This window comes from Streptomyces botrytidirepellens (assembly GCF_003721215.1).
Lineage (GTDB): Bacteria > Actinomycetota > Actinomycetes > Streptomycetales > Streptomycetaceae > Streptomyces > Streptomyces himastatinicus.
On sequence record NZ_RIBZ01000833.1, the window covers coordinates 1 to 18,425 of the forward strand.

15 protein-coding genes are annotated in these 18,425 nt (G+C 71.7%); 8 read left to right on the forward strand and 7 right to left on the reverse strand.

The annotated features are described in order from the left end of the window. Positions 1 to 95: 95 nt before the first annotated feature. The 3 genes from EEJ42_RS43220 (at position 96) to EEJ42_RS43230 (ending at position 3,349) form a co-directional block, all read left to right on the forward strand. Positions 96 to 1,127: a class I mannose-6-phosphate isomerase gene (locus EEJ42_RS43220; protein WP_123107605.1), complete on the forward strand. Its 1,032-nt coding sequence runs from the start codon at positions 96 to 98 to the stop codon at positions 1,125 to 1,127. Positions 1,128 to 1,229: 102 nt separating this feature from the next. Then, positions 1,230 to 1,913 (forward strand): TetR/AcrR family transcriptional regulator, encoded by a 684-nt coding sequence (locus tag EEJ42_RS43225; protein ID WP_123107606.1) that lies wholly within the window; start codon positions 1,230 to 1,232, stop codon positions 1,911 to 1,913. Between the two features lie 119 nt (positions 1,914 to 2,032). Further along, complete coding sequence (locus EEJ42_RS43230; protein ID WP_123107619.1) at positions 2,033 to 3,349, forward strand: cytochrome P450; 1,317 nt, start codon at positions 2,033 to 2,035, stop codon at positions 3,347 to 3,349. On the opposite strand, the gene EEJ42_RS43235 is transcribed toward EEJ42_RS43230, so the two are convergent. From EEJ42_RS43235 to EEJ42_RS43245, 3 genes are read right to left on the reverse strand one after another with little or no spacing between them, the layout of a single operon-like run. After that, the gene (locus EEJ42_RS43235) at positions 3,273 to 3,521 is read right to left on the reverse strand and encodes a non-oxidative hydroxyarylic acid decarboxylases subunit D (protein ID WP_123107607.1); all 249 of its coding nucleotides are present in this window, start codon (positions 3,519 to 3,521) and stop codon (positions 3,273 to 3,275) included. The genes EEJ42_RS43230 and EEJ42_RS43235 overlap by 77 nt on opposite strands. A 38-nt stretch (positions 3,522 to 3,559) precedes the next feature. Beyond that, positions 3,560 to 4,984: a non-oxidative hydroxyarylic acid decarboxylases subunit C gene (locus EEJ42_RS43240; RefSeq protein WP_123107608.1), complete on the reverse strand. Its 1,425-nt coding sequence runs from the start codon at positions 4,982 to 4,984 to the stop codon at positions 3,560 to 3,562. Between the two features lie 20 nt (positions 4,985 to 5,004). Next, entirely contained in the window at positions 5,005 to 5,577 is a 573-nt protein-coding gene (locus EEJ42_RS43245) for a non-oxidative hydroxyarylic acid decarboxylases subunit B (RefSeq protein WP_123107609.1), read from the reverse strand. Positions 5,578 to 5,703: 126 nt separating this feature from the next. Between EEJ42_RS43245 and EEJ42_RS43250 the strand changes: the two genes are divergently transcribed. From EEJ42_RS43250 to EEJ42_RS43265, 4 genes are read left to right on the forward strand one after another with little or no spacing between them, the layout of a single operon-like run. Then, entirely contained in the window at positions 5,704 to 6,615 is a 912-nt protein-coding gene (locus tag EEJ42_RS43250; protein WP_123107610.1) for a helix-turn-helix domain-containing protein, read from the forward strand. A 54-nt stretch (positions 6,616 to 6,669) separates the two neighbouring features. Next, positions 6,670 to 7,497, forward strand: coding sequence for an FAD binding domain-containing protein (locus EEJ42_RS43255; RefSeq protein ID WP_123107611.1), 828 nt, complete (start codon positions 6,670 to 6,672; stop codon positions 7,495 to 7,497). Continuing rightward, a complete protein-coding gene (locus EEJ42_RS43260; RefSeq protein WP_123107612.1) occupies positions 7,494 to 10,211 on the forward strand; it encodes a molybdopterin-dependent oxidoreductase in 2,718 nt (905 codons plus the stop codon). Before EEJ42_RS43255 ends, EEJ42_RS43260 begins: the two co-directional genes overlap by 4 nt. Positions 10,212 to 10,214: 3 nt before the next feature. After that, a complete protein-coding gene (locus tag EEJ42_RS43265; RefSeq protein WP_123107613.1) occupies positions 10,215 to 11,186 on the forward strand; it encodes an antibiotic biosynthesis monooxygenase in 972 nt (323 codons plus the stop codon). Positions 11,187 to 11,226: 40 nt separating this feature from the next. On the opposite strand, the gene EEJ42_RS43270 is transcribed toward EEJ42_RS43265, so the two are convergent. Then, positions 11,227 to 13,281, reverse strand: coding sequence for a phosphocholine-specific phospholipase C (locus tag EEJ42_RS43270; protein WP_123107614.1), 2,055 nt, complete (start codon positions 13,279 to 13,281; stop codon positions 11,227 to 11,229). 159 nt (positions 13,282 to 13,440) lie between these two features. On the opposite strand from EEJ42_RS43270, the gene EEJ42_RS43275 reads away from it, so the two are divergent. Next, positions 13,441 to 14,568 carry a CapA family protein gene (locus EEJ42_RS43275; protein ID WP_123107615.1) on the forward strand — a complete coding sequence of 376 codons (1,128 nt, stop codon included), beginning with the start codon at positions 13,441 to 13,443 and terminating at the stop codon, positions 14,566 to 14,568. Between the two features lie 4 nt (positions 14,569 to 14,572). On the opposite strand, the gene EEJ42_RS43280 is transcribed toward EEJ42_RS43275, so the two are convergent. The 3 genes from EEJ42_RS43280 to mptB are packed head-to-tail and all read right to left on the reverse strand — an operon-like array spanning position 14,573 to position 18,274. Further along, positions 14,573 to 15,568 carry a lysylphosphatidylglycerol synthase transmembrane domain-containing protein gene (locus EEJ42_RS43280; RefSeq protein ID WP_123107616.1) on the reverse strand — a complete coding sequence of 332 codons (996 nt, stop codon included), beginning with the start codon at positions 15,566 to 15,568 and terminating at the stop codon, positions 14,573 to 14,575. Positions 15,569 to 15,572: 4 nt separating this feature from the next. After that, positions 15,573 to 16,811 carry a glycosyltransferase 87 family protein gene (locus EEJ42_RS43285; protein ID WP_123107617.1) on the reverse strand — a complete coding sequence of 413 codons (1,239 nt, stop codon included), beginning with the start codon at positions 16,809 to 16,811 and terminating at the stop codon, positions 15,573 to 15,575. Further along, positions 16,808 to 18,274: a polyprenol phosphomannose-dependent alpha 1,6 mannosyltransferase MptB gene (mptB, locus tag EEJ42_RS43290; protein ID WP_123107618.1), complete on the reverse strand. Its 1,467-nt coding sequence runs from the start codon at positions 18,272 to 18,274 to the stop codon at positions 16,808 to 16,810. The genes EEJ42_RS43285 and mptB overlap by 4 nt, the downstream gene beginning before the upstream one ends. Between the last annotated feature and the right edge of the window lie 151 nt (positions 18,275 to 18,425).

Consider the following 18,425-nt stretch of genomic DNA (forward strand, 5'->3'; position numbering starts at 1 on the left):
CGGGCGCCCCTGACCCGCCCGCCGCTCCCCGCCGATCCCGACCCCTCCGGCCCCGACGCCTCCGCACGGCCGTACCCGACCGGGAGAAGCCCCGCATGACCACCGTGCACGCCGCCGCGCCCGTCGCGCTGACGCCGAATCAGCCGCGCTCCTTCTACCGCGACTCCGGCGCCATCGCCCGCTTCCGGCGCACCGCGCCGACCGGCGACGGCTACCGCCCCGAGGACTGGGTCGCCTCGACCACCTCCCGCTTCGCCCGGTCCCCGGCCGGGCTGACCACGCTGCCCGGCGGCACCCGGCTGGCGGACGCGGTGGCCGCCGACCCGGGCGCCTGGCTGGGGCCGGAGCACACGGCGGCGTACGGGGCCGACACCGGGCTGCTGGTCAAGCTGCTGGACGCCGGTCAGCGGCTGCCGCTGCACGCCCACCCAGACCGCGCGTTCGCCCGTACCCACCTGGGCAGTGCGCACGGCAAGACCGAGGCGTGGTACGTCCTCGACGCCGCACCCGGTGCCGAGGTCCGGCTCGGCTTCGCCCGCGACGTCACCGCCCGCGAGCTGGCGGGGTGGGTCGCGGCCGGTGACGCGGGCGCGATGCTGGACGCCGTCCACCGGGTGCCGGTCGCCCCCGGCGACGCGCTGCTGTGCCCGGCGGGGATGCCGCATGCGATCGGCGCCGGTGTGCTGCTGGTGGAACTCCAGGAGCCGACCGACTTCTCCGTGCTGCTGGAGTGGGAGGGGTTCGCGATCGACGGCGCCGCCGAGGGCCATCTCGGCCTCGGCTTCGACCTCGCCCTCGACGGGGTCGACCACCGGGGCCTGTCCGCCGCCGCGCTGGACCGGCTGCGCGGACCGGGCGCGGCGGTCGGCACCGGGAGCGTGCTCCCGGCGGATGCCGACCCCTGGTTCCGCGCCGAGCTGTGCCGGGGCGAACCGGCGGCCACACTGGACGCGGGCTTCTCGGTGCTGGTCTGCCTCACCGGCGCCGGGACGCTGACCTGCGCGTCCGGGCCGCCGCTGGAGGTGGCGGAGGGGCAGACCGTGCTCCTTCCGTACGCCGCGGGGCCCACCCGGCTGTCCGGCCCGGTGACCGCCCTGCGCTGTCGCCCGCCCGCGCCCGGGCGCTGATTCCCACCGGGGAGATCACCTTCTTCAATCAGTTGCTTTATTTAATTCATGTGTTTTAACGTGGCCTCCACAGCTCAGCACCATCGAGTGAGGAGGCCCACCGTGGCCGGTGTCCGGAGCAGAACGGCGCACACCGACCGCGCCGCCGGGACCCGCGAGGCGATCATGGCCGCGGCGGAGCGGCTCTACGCCGAACACGGGCTGACCGCGGTGTCCAACCGGCAGATCAGCGAGGCCGCCGGACAGGGCAACGTCGCCGCCGTCGGATACCACTTCGGCACCCGCGCGGATCTCGTGCGCGCCATCATGCGCAAGCACTCCGCGGCCATCGACGCCATCCGGCAGCGGATGCTGGACGAGGCCCGCGGCAGCCGCGAGGTCCGGGACTGGGTGGCCTGTCTGGTGCGGCCCGCTCCCGAGTACCTGGCCACCCTGGGCGTCCCCTCGTGGCACGCGCGGTTCGCCGTCCAGGTGATGACGGACCCCGTCCTGCGCGCGATCGTCACCGACGAGGCCCTCACCCGGGAGCCCCTGTGGGAGATCCTCCAGGGGCTGGGCGGCTGCCTCGGCTCCCTGTCCGCCGAGACGCGGGCCCAACGCGGCGACATGGCCCGCCAGTTGATCACCCATACCTGTGCCGAACGCGAGCGCGCCCTCGCCGATGGGACCGGTACGCGACAGCCGTCCTGGGAGGGCACCGCCGACGCGCTGACCGACGCCATCACCGGGCTGCTTCTCGCGCCCGTCACCCCCCGCCGTTCCACCCCCGAGGAGAACCGCACATGAAGATCACCGTTGCCGCACATGAAGATCACCGTTGCTGAGGCGAAGTGCTGCGCCAGCTGATCGCCGGTGCCTCTTCGGCACGTGACCGGCCGCCCCCGAACGCCCACCGGAGGAAGACCATGACCACCGCACCCGTGGCCGGCGACGCGTCGGCCGAGATCCCCCAGTTCCCTCACCCGCGGGCCGCCGCCTGCCCCTTCGACCCGTCACCGGAGCTGCGCGGCCTGGCCCGGTGGGGCCCGCTGACCCGGGTCCGGTCCTGGGGCGACACCACCCCGTGGGTGGTGACCAGCCACGCCGAGCAGAAGGCGCTGCTCTCCGACCCCCGGCTGAGCGCGGACTTCTCCCACCCCGGCTTCCCCAGCCCCGTCGACCACTCGGGCGGCGAACACGGCGCCACCGACCTGAGCTTCGTCGGGATGGACGACCCGGAGCACGCCCGGCTGCGCCGCATGGTCAGCGGCGCCTTCACCATCAAGCGGATCGAGGCGATGCGCCCGGTCGTGCAGCAGATGGTGGACGACTTCATCACGCGCATGCTGGCCGGACCGAAACCCGCCGACCTGGTCCAGGCACTCGCCCTGCCGGTCCCGTCCCTGGTGATCTCCGAACTGCTCGGCGTCCCCTACGACGACCACGCGTTCTTCCAGACCAACAGCAAGGTCCTGGTCTCCGCCGTGGCGACGCCCCAGGAGCGGCAGGCCGCGCACGGCAATCTGAACGGATACCTGGACCAGCTCCTGGACGCCAAGCTCACCGAGCCCGGCGACGACCTGCTCTCCAGCCTCGGCAAGCAGATCCATGCCGGTGAGCTGACCCGCCGCCAAGCGGTCGCGATGGGCGTGCTGCTGCTCCTCGGCGGGCATGAGACCACCGCCAACATGATCACCCTGGGCACGCTGCTGCTGCTCGAACACCCCGATCAGCTCGCCCGGGTCCGCGACACCGACGACCCCAAGGTGATCGCCTCCGCGGTGGAGGAACTCCTGCGCTACCTCAGCGTCGTCCACCTCGGACGCCGCCGGACGGCACTGGAGGACATCGAGATCGCCGGGCGCACCATCCGGGCCGGTGAGGGCGTCATCCTGCTCGGCGAACTGGCCAACCGGGACCCGTCCGTCTTCCCCAACCCGGACCGGCTCGACATCGCCCGCGACGCCCGCAGCCACCAGGCCTTCGGATCGGGCACCCACCACTGCCTCGGCCAGCCGCTGGCCCGCATGGAACTCCAGGTGGTCTATCCGACCCTGCTGCGCCGCATCCCCACGCTGCGCCTGGCGACGGACCTGGACCAGGTCCCCTTCAAGTACGACGCGGTGATCTACGGCGTCCACGAACTCCCGGTCACCTGGTACCCGTTCAGCCTCCGGGCGTGCGCAGCGGCGGCACGGCCGGGACCTCCGGCGCGGCGCCGATGTCCCCGGGCGTCATCATGAACTCCTCGGGGTAGGCGTCGCGCCGGGTGCGGCGGGCGGGTTCGCTGGTGCGCCACATGTAGAGGCACCGCCCGCACTGCACCACCTCCCAGACACCGGGGACGGGCGAGTCGAAGATGTGCTCGATCGTCTCGTGGGCGCAGCGCGGGCACAGAGGGGTGGTGTCGGACATCTCGGTCCTTCCGTGTGGTCGGAGGCGTTCGGGGGTGTTCAGCGGGCGGCGGCGAGCTTCTGGAGCCGGGACAGCCACTCGGCCGCCTCCGGCAGATCGCGCACCTGGGTGCCGTAGTTGCCGCGGTGGTCGGGGGAAACCGGCGTGGTGGCGTCGATGACGAGCTTGTCCGTGATGCCGGGCGTGCGGGCCTGCGGGGCGAGTTCGAGCACCGGGAGGCCGGGGACCTGGACCAGATCGCCGTCCGGGTTCATCTTGGTGGACAGCGCCCACATCACCTGCGGCAGGTTGAACGGGTCGACGTCCTCGTCCACCACGATGACGGTGGCGGCGTAGCCGAGCCCGTGCGGGGTGGTCAGCACCCGCATGCCGACGGCCTTGGCGAAACCGCCGTACCGCTTCTTGGTGGAGACGATGACGACCAGCCCGTGGGTGTACATCGCGTTGACCGCCCGCACCTCCGGGAAGTCCCGGGTGAGCTGCTTGTACAGCGGCACACAGGTGTTGGCGGCGATCAGGTAGTCCACCTCGGTCCACGGCATGCCGAGGTAGAGGTGTTCGAAGACCGGGTGCGTCCGGTACGAGATCCGGTCGATGCGGATGACCGGCATGCTGCGGCCGCCGGAGTAGTGCCCGGTGAACTCGCCGAACGGGCCCTCGATCTCCCGCTTGCGGCCCTCGATGACACCTTCGATCACCACCTCGCTGCCCCACGGCACGGGCAGCCCGGTGAGCGGCGCCTTCGTCACCGGGGCGGGCGCGCCGCGCAGGGCACCGGCCAGCTCGTATTCGTTCTGGTCGTACTCCATCGGGGTGGAGGCGACGATGGAGATCACCGGTTCGTTGCCGAGCGTGATGGCCACCGGCAGGTCCTCGCCCCGCTCCTCGGCGGTGTGCAGGTGCTGCGCGATGTCGTGCATCGGCACCGGCTGGATCGCGAGCCGCCGCCTGCCCTTGACCTCGATGCGGTAGATGCCGACGTTCTGCTTGCCGCTGTGCTCGGGGTCGGCGGGGTCCTTGGAGACGACGGCGGCCTTGTCGATGTAGAAGCCGCCGTCGCCGTCGTTGAGCCGGATCAGCGGCAGTACCCGGAAGATGTCGGCGTCCTCGCCCTCCAGGGTGTTCTCGGCCCACGGCGGGTTCTCGCGCCACTCCGGGGCTACGGGGAAGGTGTCCCAGCGGCGGATGAACTCCTCGACCTGCTCCTTGGTTCCGGTCTCCTTGGGCAGGCCGAGGGCGAGCGCGTGATTGGCCCAGGAGCCGTGCACATTGAGCGCGATGCGCGCGTCGGTGAAGCCCTTGACGTTGTCGAAGTACAGCGCGGGGGCATGGTCGCCCAGCCGCGGGGCGGCGTTGGCGGCGGCGGCGATGTCCGGCTCGGGCATCACCTCGTCGGGGACGCGCAGCAGCTGGCCCTCCTTTTCGAGGGCTTCGAGGAAGCCGCGGAGGTCGTCGTAGGCCATGGGAACTCCTTGTCGAAATGTCAGCGCGCGGCGCGCATCCCGGCCCAGCGCTTGGCGGTGGGCGCGGGCAGGTCGAACTGGTCGAGCAGCCGGGCCGTGATGTGGTCGACGATGTCGTCCACCGACCGCGGGTGGTTGTAGAAGGCGGGCATGGGCGGCACCATCCGCACGCCCATCCGGGACAGCGCGAGCATGTTCTCCAGGTGGATGTCGCTGAGCGGCGTCTCCCGCGGCAGCAGGACCAGCCTGCGCCGTTCCTTCAGGACCACATCGGCGGCCCGGGCGACCAGCCCTTCGGCGTAGCCCGCGCGGATCCCGGCGAGCGTCTTCATCGAGCACGGCGCGATGATCATGCCGTCGGTCCGGAAGGAGCCGGAGGAGATGGTGGCGCCCTGGTTCTCGGGGGCGTGCGTTTCGTCGGCGAGCGCGGCCACCTCGCGGGCGGACCGGCCGGTCTCCAGCTCGATCGTGGTCCGGGCCCAGCGGCTGAGTACCAGGTGGGTTTCCACGTCGGGCAGTTCAGCCAGCGCCTCCAGCAGCCGGATGCCGAACACGGCACTCGTGGCTCCTGTCATGCCCACGATCAGTCGCACGGCGACACGCTCCCTCGGCTCTCTCGCTGGAATGGTGGACGGCGACTCTTTCGGTCACCCGTCCTCGGTTCGCGTTCCACGCTAGATGCGATCTCGTGGTCCGCAGCCGTACACTGAAGACGCACTATGGACAGAAACGGACAGGCTGAGGTCACCGAGGTTCCGTTCCGGCCCTCCACGGGAGCCCCGCCGGGGGCGGCGGTCCTGGACTTCCCCGGGCTGCTCGCCCGCGCCCGCGGCCATGACCTCGACGCCTACGGCCCGCTGCGGCTCAGCTTCCACCAGCTCATCACCGTGCGCTCCGGGATGCTGCGCTGTTCGGTGGACTTCACCGAGCACCAGCTGACCGAGGGCAGCTGGATGTGGGTGCGCCCCGGTCAGATCCATCAGTTCCGCTCCGACCTCACCGCCGCCGAGGGCACCGTCGTGCTCTTCCCGTCCGGCTATCTGGGTGCGGCCACCGCGGAGGCCGCCCGGCTGCACGGCTCCGCGTGGCAGGTCCCGCTGGTCCCCGAGGGGCAGGCCGGGGAGGCGGTGCGGGCGGCGCGGGACCTGCTGGAGAGCGAGTACCGGGCGATGGCCGGACCGCTGGAGGCACACATCGAGGTGGTGCGCCACCTGGTGGCCGTGCTCGTGCTGCGGCTGGCCCATCTGCCGGGCGCGGAGAGCGGCCGCGACGCGGGCAGCGAGGCGTTCCGGCGGTTCCGGCGGGCGGTGGAGCGCGACTTCGCCCGTACGCACCGGGTGGACGACTACGCCGCACGGCTGGGCTACAGCGTCCGCACCCTGACCCGGGCCACCCGCGCCGCCGCCGGGTGCGGCGCCAAGCGGTTCATCGACGACCGGGTGCTGCTGGAGGCGAAGCGGCTGCTGGTGCACACCGACCTGTCCGCCACCGCCATCGGGGAGCGGCTCGGCTTCCCGGATGCCACCGTCTTCACCAAGTTCTTCCGCCGCCGGGCGGGCGAGACCCCGGCGGGCTTCCGGGCCCGCGCCTCGGGCACCGGAGGCCCGGAGCCCTCCCAGCGATATACTTGACGGTAACAACTGCGTCCGGGGGCCCTTTCTCGATGAGAAGGGAGATCACTTCCCATGGACCTCACCGCCATCTCCGAAGTGATACGGCGACCGTCCTCCAGACCGGGCGCCGAATGGCGCGAAGGTGACGCCTGGCTCGCGGGCGGAACGTGGCTGTACTCCGTGGAGCAGCCGGGCCTGCGGCGCCTGATCGATCTGACCGGACTGCGCTGGGATCCCCTTGTCCCGAGCGACGCGGGCCTCGAGATCGGTGCCACGTGCACCATCCGCGACCTGTATGCCTTGACGCCGCCGGATCACTGGATCGCGGGCGCCCTTTTCGCGAAGAGCTGCGAGGCGTTCCTGTCGTCGTTCAAGGTCTGGAACACGGCGACCGTCGGCGGCAACATCTGCATGTCTCTGCCCGCCGGCCCAATGATCACGCTGACGGTCGCCCTGGAGGCGCGGTACGAGTTGTGGGCTGCCGACGGGTCCGTTCGAACCGTCGATGCCCTCGACTTCGTGACCGGAGACCACCGGAACATCCTCGCACCCGGCGAAATCCTGCGGCGCATCCACATTCCGGCGCGCGCCCTGACGAAACGCACCGCACACCGCCGCTTCACGCTGACCCGCCTCGGCCGTTCGACGGTGTTCCTCATCGGTACGCAAACGCCGGGAACGAGCGACCTGTTGCTCACGGTGACTGCCGGTACGACCCGGCCGGTGTGCATCGCGTTCGAGACCATGCCCGATGCCCGGAGCCTGGGGCAGCGCATCGATGCCCTTCCCGACGGTGTCTGGTTCGCCGATCCGAATGGAACCCCCGACCACCGGCACCATCTGACACGGCACTTCGCCGAGGAGATACGCCGCGAACTCATGGCTGGGGGCCCGGTGTGACGTACATCGTGAACGGCAAGGCCTTCGACGACGAGCCGGACCCCGGCCAGTGTTTGCGCACCTTTCTCCGTTCCCTCGGACACTACGGCGTCAAAAAGGGCTGTGACGCGGGGGACTGCGGCGCGTGCACGGTATGGCTGGACGGCCATCCGGTCCACAGCTGCATCACCCCCGCGTTCCGCGCGGACGGCTGTGAGGTCACGACGATCGAGGGGATCGGGGCACCCGGCGATCTGCACCCGATGCAACGGCAGTTCCGTGACGCGCCCGGATTCCAGTGCGGTTTCTGCACCGCGGGGATGATCATGACGTCGGCGGCACTCACCGAGGACCAGAAAGAGGACCTGCCGAGGGCGTTGAAGGGCAACCTCTGCCGCTGCACCGGCTATCGGGGCATCGAGGACGCCGTGCAGGGCGTCGCAGGAGTGGAGGGAGCCGCGCCGGGAAGGGCCGTCGGTACGAGCGTCGGCGCACCGGCGGCCGACGACGTGGTGACCGGTTGCGCCGAGTTCACGATGGACACCCACATCGAGGGCATGCTGCACCTCAAGGTGCTGCACTCCCCGCACGCACACGCCCGGATCGTCTCGATCGACAAGACCGCGGCCCTCGCGGTTCCCGGGGTGCACCGCGTCTACAGCTGGGAGGATGTGCCGCGCAAGCGGTTCACCACGGCGATCCACACCGACCACCTCGTCGATCCGGACGACACCTTCGTCCTCGACGACACGGTGCGCTTCGTCGGCCAGCGCGTCGTCGCGGTGCTGGCCGACACAGTCGGGGCGGCGGACGAGGGCTGCCGGAAGGTCGCCGTCGAATACGAGGTGCTGCCGGCGGTCTTCGACGCGGAAGAGGCGATGGCCGAGGGGTCGCCCCAACTCCACGGCAGCCACGATCCGTTCATCCACGACCCCGTCCGCAACATCCTGATCGAGCTCCATGCGCATCTCGGGAACGTCGATACGGGGTTCGCCGAAGCGGACGTGATGCACGAAGGCACGTACTTCTCGCCGCGCGTGCAGCACGCGCACCTCGAGACCCACGGCTCGATCGCCTGGATGGAGAACGGCCGCCTGAACGTCCGCACCAGTTCGCAGTCGCCGTCGATCGCGAAATCCAAAATCGCCCATCTCTTCGGGCTGAGCCCGGATCAGCTCCGTGTGTTCTGCAAGCGCGTGGGCGGCGGCTTCGGCGGTAAACAGGAAGTGATCTCGGAGGATCTGGTCGCGCTCGCCGCCCTGGACACCGGACGGCCCGTCTGCCTGGAGTACACCCGTGAGGAGGAGTTCACCACGGCGTCGACACGGCATCCGATGACGGTGACGGTCAAGCTCGGCGCGAAGGCGGACGGAACGCTCACGGCGTTCCAGGTCCGCACCGTGTCGAACACGGGCGCCTATGGCAACCACGGCGGTGAAACCCTGTACGCGGGCGGCGCGGCCGTCATGATCTACCGCTGCCCCAACAAGAAGTACGACGCGTTCTCCGTCTACACGAACACCGTGCCGAGCGGGGCGCTGCGCGGATATGGGATGACGCAACCGGCGTTCGCCGTGGAATCGGCGATGGACGAATTGGCACGTGCCCTGCATATCGACGCGCTCGAACTGCGGCGGCGCAATGTCGTGCGACCGGGCGATCCGCTCGTCGCCCTGCATGACGGCCCGGATGACGTGAGGTTCGCCGAGGACGGACTCGTGAAGTGCCTGGACCTGGTGGACGAGGCCATGGCGCGTACCGCCGATGATCCACCTCCCGGCCCCGGCTGGCTCGTCGGCACCGGCGTCGCGAGTTCCCTGCACGAGACGGCGCCACCGACCGAGCACATCTCCGAGGCCTGGGTCACGCTGGGCGACGACCTCGTGTACGAGGTGGCCGTCGGAACCGTCGAATTCGGCGAGGGGACGTCCACCGCGCATGTCCAGCTCGCGGCCAACCAGCTCGGCACGACGCCGTCGCGGATCCGTCTGGTGCAATCCGACACCGATCGCACCGGATTCGACACCGGCGCCTTCGCGAGCGCGGGACTCTTCGTGGCGGGCAACGCGGTGCTGCGAGCGGCCGAAGCCGTGCGCGACCGCATCCTGGAATGCGCGGCCGCGCACACGGGCGCCGATCTCGCGGCGTGCTCGATGGCCGACGGGGAAGTCGTCTGCGGCGACCGGCACGTGTCGTTGGACGAGCTCGTCTCGTCGGCCCGGGCGCGCGGAATCCGGTTCACCGCGGCGCGCAAGGCCTATGGCTCACCGCGCAGCGTCACCTCGAACGCGCAAGGGTTCCGCATCGCGGTCCACCAGGTGACGGGGGAGATCCGTATCCTCCGCAGTGTCCAGGCGGCCGACGCCGCCGTCGTCATCAATCCCGCGCAAGTCCGGGGCCAGGTGGAGGGCGGGGTCGCCCAGGGGATCGGTTTCGCGCTGACCGAGAATCACCACCTCGACGCGAACGGCGTCATGGTCAACCCGAACCTCCGCAACTATCGCATTCCCACCTTCGCCGACATTCCCCGCACCGAGGTGCTCCTGGTGGACTCGGCGGATTCCTTCGGGCCCCTGCGGTCCAAGGGGATGGCGGAATGCTGTATCAACCCGGTGGCCCCCGCGCTGGCGAACGCGCTCCACGATGCCACGGGCGTGCGCTACCGCGCCCTGCCACTGACCCCGGAACGGATCTACCGTCGGCTCAACGAGAACCAGTCGGTGCCGAGGGAGTGAGCAATGAAGACCGAACATCTCGAGGACGCCGCAGCAACGGTCATCATCGGTCAGAAAGTCGTGCCCGGACGGGAGCGGGAGTACGAGGCCTGGCAGCAGCAGCTCAACGCCGCCGCCGCCGACTACGCCGGGTACCTCGGTGCCGAGATCTCCCCGCCGACTCCCCGGCAGTCCGACTGGGTCGTCGTCTACCGATTCGATTCGATAGCCCATCTGCAAGCGTGGATGAACGGCGCGACCCGGCAGAGCTTCCTCGACACCGGCAGCGAATACTTTGACGGTCCCGCGACCCAGCAGGTCATCAGCGGTGGCACACAGCCGGTGGATCCACTGGTGACCGTGGTGGTCACCCACCGCGTCCACCCGGACCACGTCGACGGCTTTCTCGAGTGGCAGCGTCGCCTGAACCAGGAGGAAAGCAAGTTCGAGGGATTTCGCGGCACCGAGCTCTTCCGCCCGATCGAGGGGCTTCAGGACGAATGGACCACGCTGTACCGGTTCGACAACGCCGAGCACCTCGATGCCTGGCTGACGTCGGACAAGCGGCGCGAAGTCCTTGCCGACGGCGAGAAGTTCAAGGACTTCGAACTGCGCACGATCGACAATTCGTTCGGCAGTTGGTTCGCCTTCGAGGAGAACGGCAGGGAAGCGCCGCCGCCCTCCGAAACCAAGACCGCCATCGCGGTGTGGGTCGGCCTGTACCCGACCGTCGTGCTGCTGACGCTCGCCCTGTCCCCGTTTCACATGCCGATCTGGCTCGGGCTGCTGGTGGGAAATCTGCTGTCGAGCTTCATCATGAGCTTTTTCACGATGCCCTACTACGTGAACCGGCTGCTCAAGGGGTGGCTGCGACCGTCGCCGGACCAGTCGGCGGCGCGGACCAACCTCATCGGGCTCGGCATCGTCGCCGCGGTGACCGTGTTCTGGGCCGCGGTCTTCTACGTCGTGACGACCCAGATCTGGACACTGCCCTGACGCGGCGCCCCGAGCCCGGGGTGCCGCGTCAGGGGACGGTTCAGCCGGTGGCGAGCGCGGGGTCGCTCAGCCCCGCGCGGCCCGTCTCGACATGGCCCGCGAGCCGGTACACAAAGGTGCGGTCGTGGTCGGACACCACCGTCAGGTCGTACCACTGGTGGCTGCGGCGCAGATCCGCGGTGTGCGTCACCCGCGCGCCCGGGCGCAGCCGGTAGGTGTCCGTCTGCCCGTCGCGGTGGCCGTCCTCGACGGTGAGCCGCACCGTGGTGCGCCCCGGGTTGCTCAGCGTCAGCCGAAGCCGGCCCGTCCTGCCGTCGTGACGCGCGCTCACCTGCGGGCCCTCACCGGTGAGCGATCCCGCGAAGCGCCGTACGAAACCGTCCGGACCGTGCACCTCGACGTCGTAGCCGTCCTGGCCCGGCGCCGGCGCGCCCCACTCGCCGGACAGCCGCTTGCCCGCCTCGACGGTGTACCCCCACGGGCCGTCCGGGTGGCTGCGGGAGGTGACGTGGAAGTGGGCGCCCGCCCGGCCGTGGCCGGCGAAGTCGATGCGCAGGGTGCCGCCGCCCGCGGTGGCGTCGGCGGACAGGTCGTACGGCAGCGGCCGGGTGGGGCGGCGGCCGGGCTCCTGCCGGGGCAGGGCGGGCTCGGCGGGGACCGTGGGCACGTAGTCGGGGTGCCGGTCGTGGTCCTTCGGGAGGTAGCCGCTGGTGTCCGGCAGGGCCGGTACGGTCGGGTCGGTGCGCCCGAAGTCGAACGCGGCGGTCAGATCGCCGCACACCGCGCGCCGCCACGGCGAGATGTGGGGCTCCTCGACGCCGAACCGCCGCTCGATGAACCGCAGGATCGAGGTGTGGTCGAGGGTCTGCGAGCACACGTAGCCGCCCTTGCTCCACGGCGACACCACGAGCATCGGGACCCGCTGCCCCAGCCCGTACGCGCCGGCGACCTGCGACGCCGAGCCGGGGAACAGCTCGCCGGCCGTGGTCACGGTCGACGCGCCGCGCCCGGGGGAGGGGGCGTACGGCGGCACGATGTGGTCGAAGAAGCCGTCGTTCTCGTCGTAGGTGATGAGCAGCGCCGTCCGGCTCCACACCTCGGGGTTCGAGGTCAGCGCGTCCAGCACCTGGGCCAGGTACCAGGCGCCGTAGTTCGCGGGCCAGTTGGGGTGTTCGGTGAACGCCTCGGGCGCGGCGATCCAGGACACCTGGGGCAGCGTCCCGGCCTTCACGTCCGCCGTGAGCTGGTCGAAGTAGCCGTCGCCCTTCCGGGCGTCGGTGCCGGTGCGGGCCTTGTCGTAGAGCGGGTTGCCGGGCGAGGCGTTGCGGTACTGGTTGAAGTACAGCAGCGAGTTGTCGCCGTAGTTGCCGCGGAAGGCGTCCTCGATCCAGCCCCAGCTGCCCTTGGTGTCCAGGCCGTCGCCGATGTCCTGGTAGATCTTCCAGGACACCCCGGCCTTCTCCAGCCGTTCGGGGTACGTCGTCCAGCCGTATCCGGCCTCCGCGTTGTCGAGCACCGGGCCGCCGCCCGTCCCGTCGTTGCCGGTGTAACCGGTCCACATGTAGTAGCGGTTGGGGTCGGTGGAGCCCATGAACGAGCAGTGGTAGGCGTCGCAGAGGGTGAACGCGTCGGCCAGCGCGTAGTGGAACGGGATGTCCTCGCGGGTGAGGTACGCCATCGTCGTGGCCGACTTGGCGGGCACCCACGTGTCGTACGCGCCGCCGTTGACCGCGGTGTGGGTGTCGCCCCAGCCGTGCGGCAGGTCCTGGAGGAACTGGAGGCCCAGGTCGTCGGCGTCGGGGCGGAACGGCAGGATGTCCTTCGTGCCGTCGGACTGGTGCCACACCGTCTTGCCGCTGGGAAGGCTCACCGGCCGCGGATCGCCGAATCCCCGCACCCCGCGCAGGGTGCCGAAGTAGTGGTCGAAGGAGCGGTTCTCCTGCATCAGGACCACGATGTGCTCCACGTCCCGCAGGCTGCCGGTGCGGCGGTTCGCCGGTATCTCCGCGGCGCGCGCGATGCTCGAGGACAGCAGGGACATGGCGGTGGTGGCACCGGCCAGTTGCATGAATCTTCGACGGTCCATGGATGTCATGAGAATCCGGTCTCCTGTGGCGTCCGAAGTGGAGCGGGGAACCGGGGCAGTGTCTTCCGGACGGGCGACGGGTACAACGGCGCCCGGAAGAAACGGCGGAAAAGCCTAGTTGAACCTTCGCCGCGGCAGCCACGACCGGCAACGCATTAACGTGGAAGTATGCGCGGCGAGGCTGTGACGCTGTTCCTCTGCGGCGATGTGATGCTCGGCCGCGGTGTCGACCAGATCCTGCCCCACCCCGGCGATCCGGCGCTGCGGGAGCCGTACATCCGCGACTCCCGGGCCTATGTCGAGCTGGCGGAGGAGACGAGCGGCCCGATCCCGCGGCCGGTCGGCTTCTCCTGGCCGTGGGGAGAGGCGCTGCCGGAGCTGGACCGGGCGGCCCCGGACGTCCGGGTGGTGAACCTGGAGACGAGCATCACCCGCGGCGGCGCCTTCGCGCCCGGCAAGGAGATCCACTACCGGATGAACCCCGCCAACCTCCCCGGGCTCGCCGTGGCCCGGCCCGACGTCTGCGTCCTGGCGAACAACCACGTACTCGACGGCGGACGGCCCGGCCTCGACGACACCCTCGACACCCTGGCCACCGCCGGGATCCGGGTGGCGGGCGCGGGCCGGGACATGAGGGAGGCACGCCGTCCCGCGGCCGTCCCGGCCGGTGACCACGGGCGCGTCCTGGTCTTCGCCTGCGGGACCCCCTCCGCCGGCATCCCGGCCGGCTGGGCGGCGCGCGGCGACCGGTCCGGCGTCGACCTGGTGTCCGAGTACGCGTCCGGTGACGCCGCCGCGCTCGCCCACCGGGTGCGGCAGCTCAAGCGGCCCGGCGACCTCGCGGTGGTCTCGATCCACTGGGGCAGCAACTGGGGGTACGACATCCCCGAGGACCAGATCCGCTTCGCCCACGCCCTGATCGACGGCGGCGTGGACCTCGTACACGGCCACTCCTCCCACCACCCCCGCCCCCTGGAGATCCACCGCGACAAACTGATCCTCTACGGCTGCGGCGACCTCATCGACGACTACGAGGGCATCGGCGGCTACGAGGGGTTCCGGGACGACCTGCGGGTGCTCTACTTCGCCACACTGCGGCCGGACACCGGTGCGCTCCTGGGTTTGCGGATGGTGGTCTTCCGGGCCCGCCGGATGCGGCTGTGCCGCGCCCCGCACGAGGACGCCGTATGGCTCGCCCGCGTCCTCGGCCGCACCGGCTCCGCCCTCGGCACCCGTATCGACCTCGGCCCCGACGACGTGCTCACCGCGCACCGCGCCGAGCCCGAGCCGCCGTAAGCGGTCAGAGGACCTTGGAACGCACCAGGGCGCCCAGCACCAGCGCGCCCGGGACCAGCGGGAGCCACAGCGTGATGAACCGGTAGGCGAGCACCGTGGAGGTGGCGGCCTCGACCGGGGCACCCGCCGCCACCAGCGCGATCACCAGCGCCGCGTCGACCGAGCCGATGCCACCGGGAGAGGGGACCACGGCGGCCACCGCCGAGGCGGCCAGATAGGCGAGCATCACATGCGGCGGCCACACCTCCAGCTCCAGCGCGAGCGCCACCGCCACCAGACCGGCCGCCTGGAGCAGCGGGAACGCCAGCGAACCGCCCCACAGGGCCAGCGCCCGGGACGGCCGCAGATGCAGGGAGCGGGCGTCGGCCAGCGCGGTGCGCAGGAAATCACGGATCACCCGGCGCACCCGGCGGATCAGCAGCAGCCCCGCCACCAGGACGGCCGCCCCCGCCACCGCCGCCCACACCACCAGTCCGGCGGTCCGCTCCGGCAGCAGCGGGCCGACGCGCAGCGCTTCGGGGAAGGCGGTGAGGAGCACGAGCAGCAGCACGATCCGGGTGACGGCCTCCGCCAGGAAGTACAGGGCGAGCGCGGCCGAGGAGCGGGCGGGCGGCAGTCCGCAACCCGTCATGAAGCGGATGTTGACCGCGCTCGCCCCGATGCCCGACGGCAGCAGATGGTTGGCGGCGCCCGCGGCGAACTGGGTGGCGAACAGCCGCCTGGCCGGGAGCCGTTCCAGCACCGTGCCCTGCCGGGCGAACGACACCGCGACCCAGCCGAGCCCCGTCGTCGCGACCGCCGTCAGCAGCCACCACGGGTCGGCGGTGAGCATCTGACGGGCGCCGGAACCGATCAGCGACCGGTGCCGCGCCACCCAGACGGCGACCGCGACCAGCGGCACCAGGCACAGGATCTGGCGCAGCGGAATCCGCCGGTACAGGGGGCGGGACGCGGTGGGCCGGATGGGTGCCGTCTGCCGCACGGGCGCTGTGGGCCGCATCGTTCTATCCCGTCGCCGGGCGCCCGGTCGGGGCCGACCGCGGTGCCGGGGCGGGCGCCGGGGCCGTACCGGGTGCCGCCTCCCGCAGGGGCAGCGCCAGCAGCAGCCCGAGGCAGATCCACACATACGCGTTGCTGCCGAGGAAGCCGGTCACGCCGGTGGCGTCGAACCGCCACAGCCACACCAGGCTGCTGCACAGGATCACGTAGATCACCGCGGCGCTCCGCAGCAGCGTCCGCCGCCGCTGCGGTGGCGTATCCGGCCGCAGTCCCGACTCGGCGAGCACGATGAGCGCCGGGATCAGCCACACCAGGTGGTGCACCCAGGTGATCGGGCTGATCAGGCAGGCGGCGATCCCGGTGAGGGCGTAGCCCGCCGGTTCGTCGCCCACGGCGGCCGCCTGCCGCACCCGGTACGCCCACACCGCCAGCAGGGCCAGCACCCCGGCCGCCCAGACGGCCCCGCTGGGCTCCACCGGGGCCACCAGCCGTGCCAGCACGCCCTCCCACGACTGGTTCGATACGTACGACAGCACTCCGATGCGGTCGGTGTCCCACAGCGCTTCGGTCCAGTACACCCGGGAGGCGCCGGGCGCCGCGCACACGGCCAGCAGCGTGGCGCCCACCGCGGTGGCCGTGGCGACGGCGGCGGCCCGCCACCGCCGGGTGACCACGAGATAGACGATGAAGATCGCCGGGGTGAGCTTGATGGCGGCGGCCAGCCCGGTCCCGTACCCGGCGAAGCGCCCGTGCCCGGTGGCCAGCAGCCGGGCGTCCAGCAGCACCAGGACCAGCAGCAGCAGATTGACCTGCCCGAAGCTGAAGGTGTCCCGGACCGGCTCCAGCAGCGAGAACAGCGCGGCCGCCACGGTGAGGGCGAACCACATGTTCCAGCCCTGCCGCCGCACCACCGGCCCGATCAGCCAGGTCAGGACGACCGCCGAGGCGGCCACGTTGAGCAGCATGCTGACGCCGACCGCCTCCGGCCAGCTCAGCAGCGTCATCGGCAGCATGCACAGGGCGGCGAACGGCGGATACGTGAAGCCGTAGTCCGCCCCGTCCGCCCCGGGCGTGGTGAAGTCGTAGATGTGGCCGTCGCGCAGCCACTGGCCGACGGCCCCGTAGTAGACGCCCAGGTCGAACCAGTCCCGGTGCAGCGGGACGTAGGCCAGGAAGAGCGCCGCGGCCGTGGTGAGCCCGGCCACCAGCAGCAGCTGTCCGCGGGTCGTGGTGGGCCCCGTCATGCCGAACGCTCCGGCCAGTGCGCGCCCTTCGCCGGGGCCAGCCCCTGCCCGGCGGCGAACCCCGGCGCCCACCGCGCGCACCACAGCACGCACAGCGCCAGCGCGCCACCGCACACCGCGAAGGTGAGCTGCCGGGAATCCGGGGCGAAGCCGCTGGGCAGCACGGCCAGCGCGAGCACCCCGCTCAGCCCGGCCACCGCACGGCGCACCGCGCCGCTCGGCGCGGCCGCGGCGATCAGGAACAGCCCCCACAGCAGGTACCACGGCCGGATCGCCGGGCCGAGCACGGCCACCGCCGTCAGGCTCAGCCCCAGCGCGTACAGCGGCCCGCGGCGTGGTGGCCGCAGCCAGACGACCACCACCGCGACCGCGGTCGCGAGCAGCCCCAGCGCGTGCCACGCCGGGGTGGCCAGCGGCGCCAGCCCGCTGCCGAGCGCGTGCAGCAGGGCGCCGGTGGCCCGGCCGAGGGCGCTGGTCAGCGCCCAGTTGCCGGCGGACGCGGGGGTGGACAGCGCCCCGATCCAGCCGTAGCCGGTGCCGGTGACGGCCGTGGCCACGCCCGTGGTGACGAGCGCCAGCGCGGCCGTGGCGAGGAAGACGCCGACACGTCGTCCGCGGCCCGTCATCCGGCGCGCCCACAGCGAGGCCACCGCCAGCAGCCCCAGCGCGGCGGGCGCCTTGACCAGGGCGGCGAGCGTGACCAGGACGGCGCCGCAGGCGGGCCACCGGCCGGTCGCGGCGACCAGCCCGGCGCCCAGCAGCCCCAGCATCACCGCGTCGTTGTGCGCCCCGCCCACCAGGTGCAGCAGCAACAGCGGGTTGAGCCCGCCCAGCCACAGCGCGGCGCCCGGGTCGGTGCCGCAGCGGCGGGCCAGTACGGGCAGGGCGAGCACCATCAGCGCCACCCCGAGCAGCGCCATCAGCCGCAACCCGAAGACACCCAGGGGGAGTTCGGCGCGCGAGGCGTGGGCGATCGCGCTCTCGAAGGCCAGCGAGACCGGGCCGTACGGGGTGGGCGTGTGCTGCCACACCGGCGCCACTTCGGCCGCGATCGGCCCGCCGAGCCGTACCGGGCCATGGGTGTAGACGTCGATGTTCGCGTGCACCATCGCCCCTTGGGCGAGGTAGCTGTACACGTCCCGGCTGAACAGCGGGGGAGTGGGCAGCAGCGGGGCCGCCCAGGTGGCGAGCGTCACCAGCAGGCTGCGGACCCCGGGCGGCCGCGGACCGCGCACCTCGCGCCCCAGCCACCACCAGGCCGCCACCAGCAACACCAGTCCGAAGTAGGTGCTGACCAGGCCGAGCGCGGCTCTTCCGGAGTCCGGGGTGAGGGCATCCCCCACGGGCAGCGCTCCGGCCGTCGCGCCACCCGCGGCGAGGGCGACCGAGCCCGCGAACCCGAGAAGCCGGCAGTGGTGCGGAGCGATGGCGACACCTTGGACGAGAACACGACGGACCAGCACCCGCCCCACACTTGCCGCGACGTATGGCCGAAACGTGACGTCGCGGTCACCGGCGGCCGACCGGGAGGTGTCGGCCGGGTCACCCGCCCGGGCCGCGTCACCCGCCCGGGCCGGTCACCTCCCCGGCCCGCGTCACCCGCGCGGGCCCGCC

What these genes read in the sequence shown, in the direction of transcription:
- EEJ42_RS43270 (WP_123107614.1), bottom strand. Translation starts at nt 13,281, where the DNA reads ATGACATCCATGGACCGTCGAAGATTCATGCAACTGGCCGGTGCCACC.
- EEJ42_RS43250 (WP_123107610.1), top strand. Translation starts at nt 5,704, where the DNA reads ATGGACAGAAACGGACAGGCTGAGGTCACCGAGGTTCCGTTCCGGCCC.
- EEJ42_RS43220 (WP_123107605.1), top strand. Translation starts at nt 96, where the DNA reads ATGACCACCGTGCACGCCGCCGCGCCCGTCGCGCTGACGCCGAATCAG.
- EEJ42_RS43280 (WP_123107616.1), bottom strand. Translation starts at nt 15,568, where the DNA reads ATGCGGCCCACAGCGCCCGTGCGGCAGACGGCACCCATCCGGCCCACC.
- EEJ42_RS43285 (WP_123107617.1), bottom strand. Translation starts at nt 16,811, where the DNA reads ATGACGGGGCCCACCACGACCCGCGGACAGCTGCTGCTGGTGGCCGGG.
- EEJ42_RS43230 (WP_123107619.1), top strand. Translation starts at nt 2,033, where the DNA reads ATGACCACCGCACCCGTGGCCGGCGACGCGTCGGCCGAGATCCCCCAG.
- EEJ42_RS43235 (WP_123107607.1), bottom strand. Translation starts at nt 3,521, where the DNA reads ATGTCCGACACCACCCCTCTGTGCCCGCGCTGCGCCCACGAGACGATC.
- EEJ42_RS43265 (WP_123107613.1), top strand. Translation starts at nt 10,215, where the DNA reads ATGAAGACCGAACATCTCGAGGACGCCGCAGCAACGGTCATCATCGGT.
- EEJ42_RS43255 (WP_123107611.1), top strand. Translation starts at nt 6,670, where the DNA reads ATGGACCTCACCGCCATCTCCGAAGTGATACGGCGACCGTCCTCCAGA.
- EEJ42_RS43275 (WP_123107615.1), top strand. Translation starts at nt 13,441, where the DNA reads ATGCGCGGCGAGGCTGTGACGCTGTTCCTCTGCGGCGATGTGATGCTC.
- EEJ42_RS43240 (WP_123107608.1), bottom strand. Translation starts at nt 4,984, where the DNA reads ATGGCCTACGACGACCTCCGCGGCTTCCTCGAAGCCCTCGAAAAGGAG.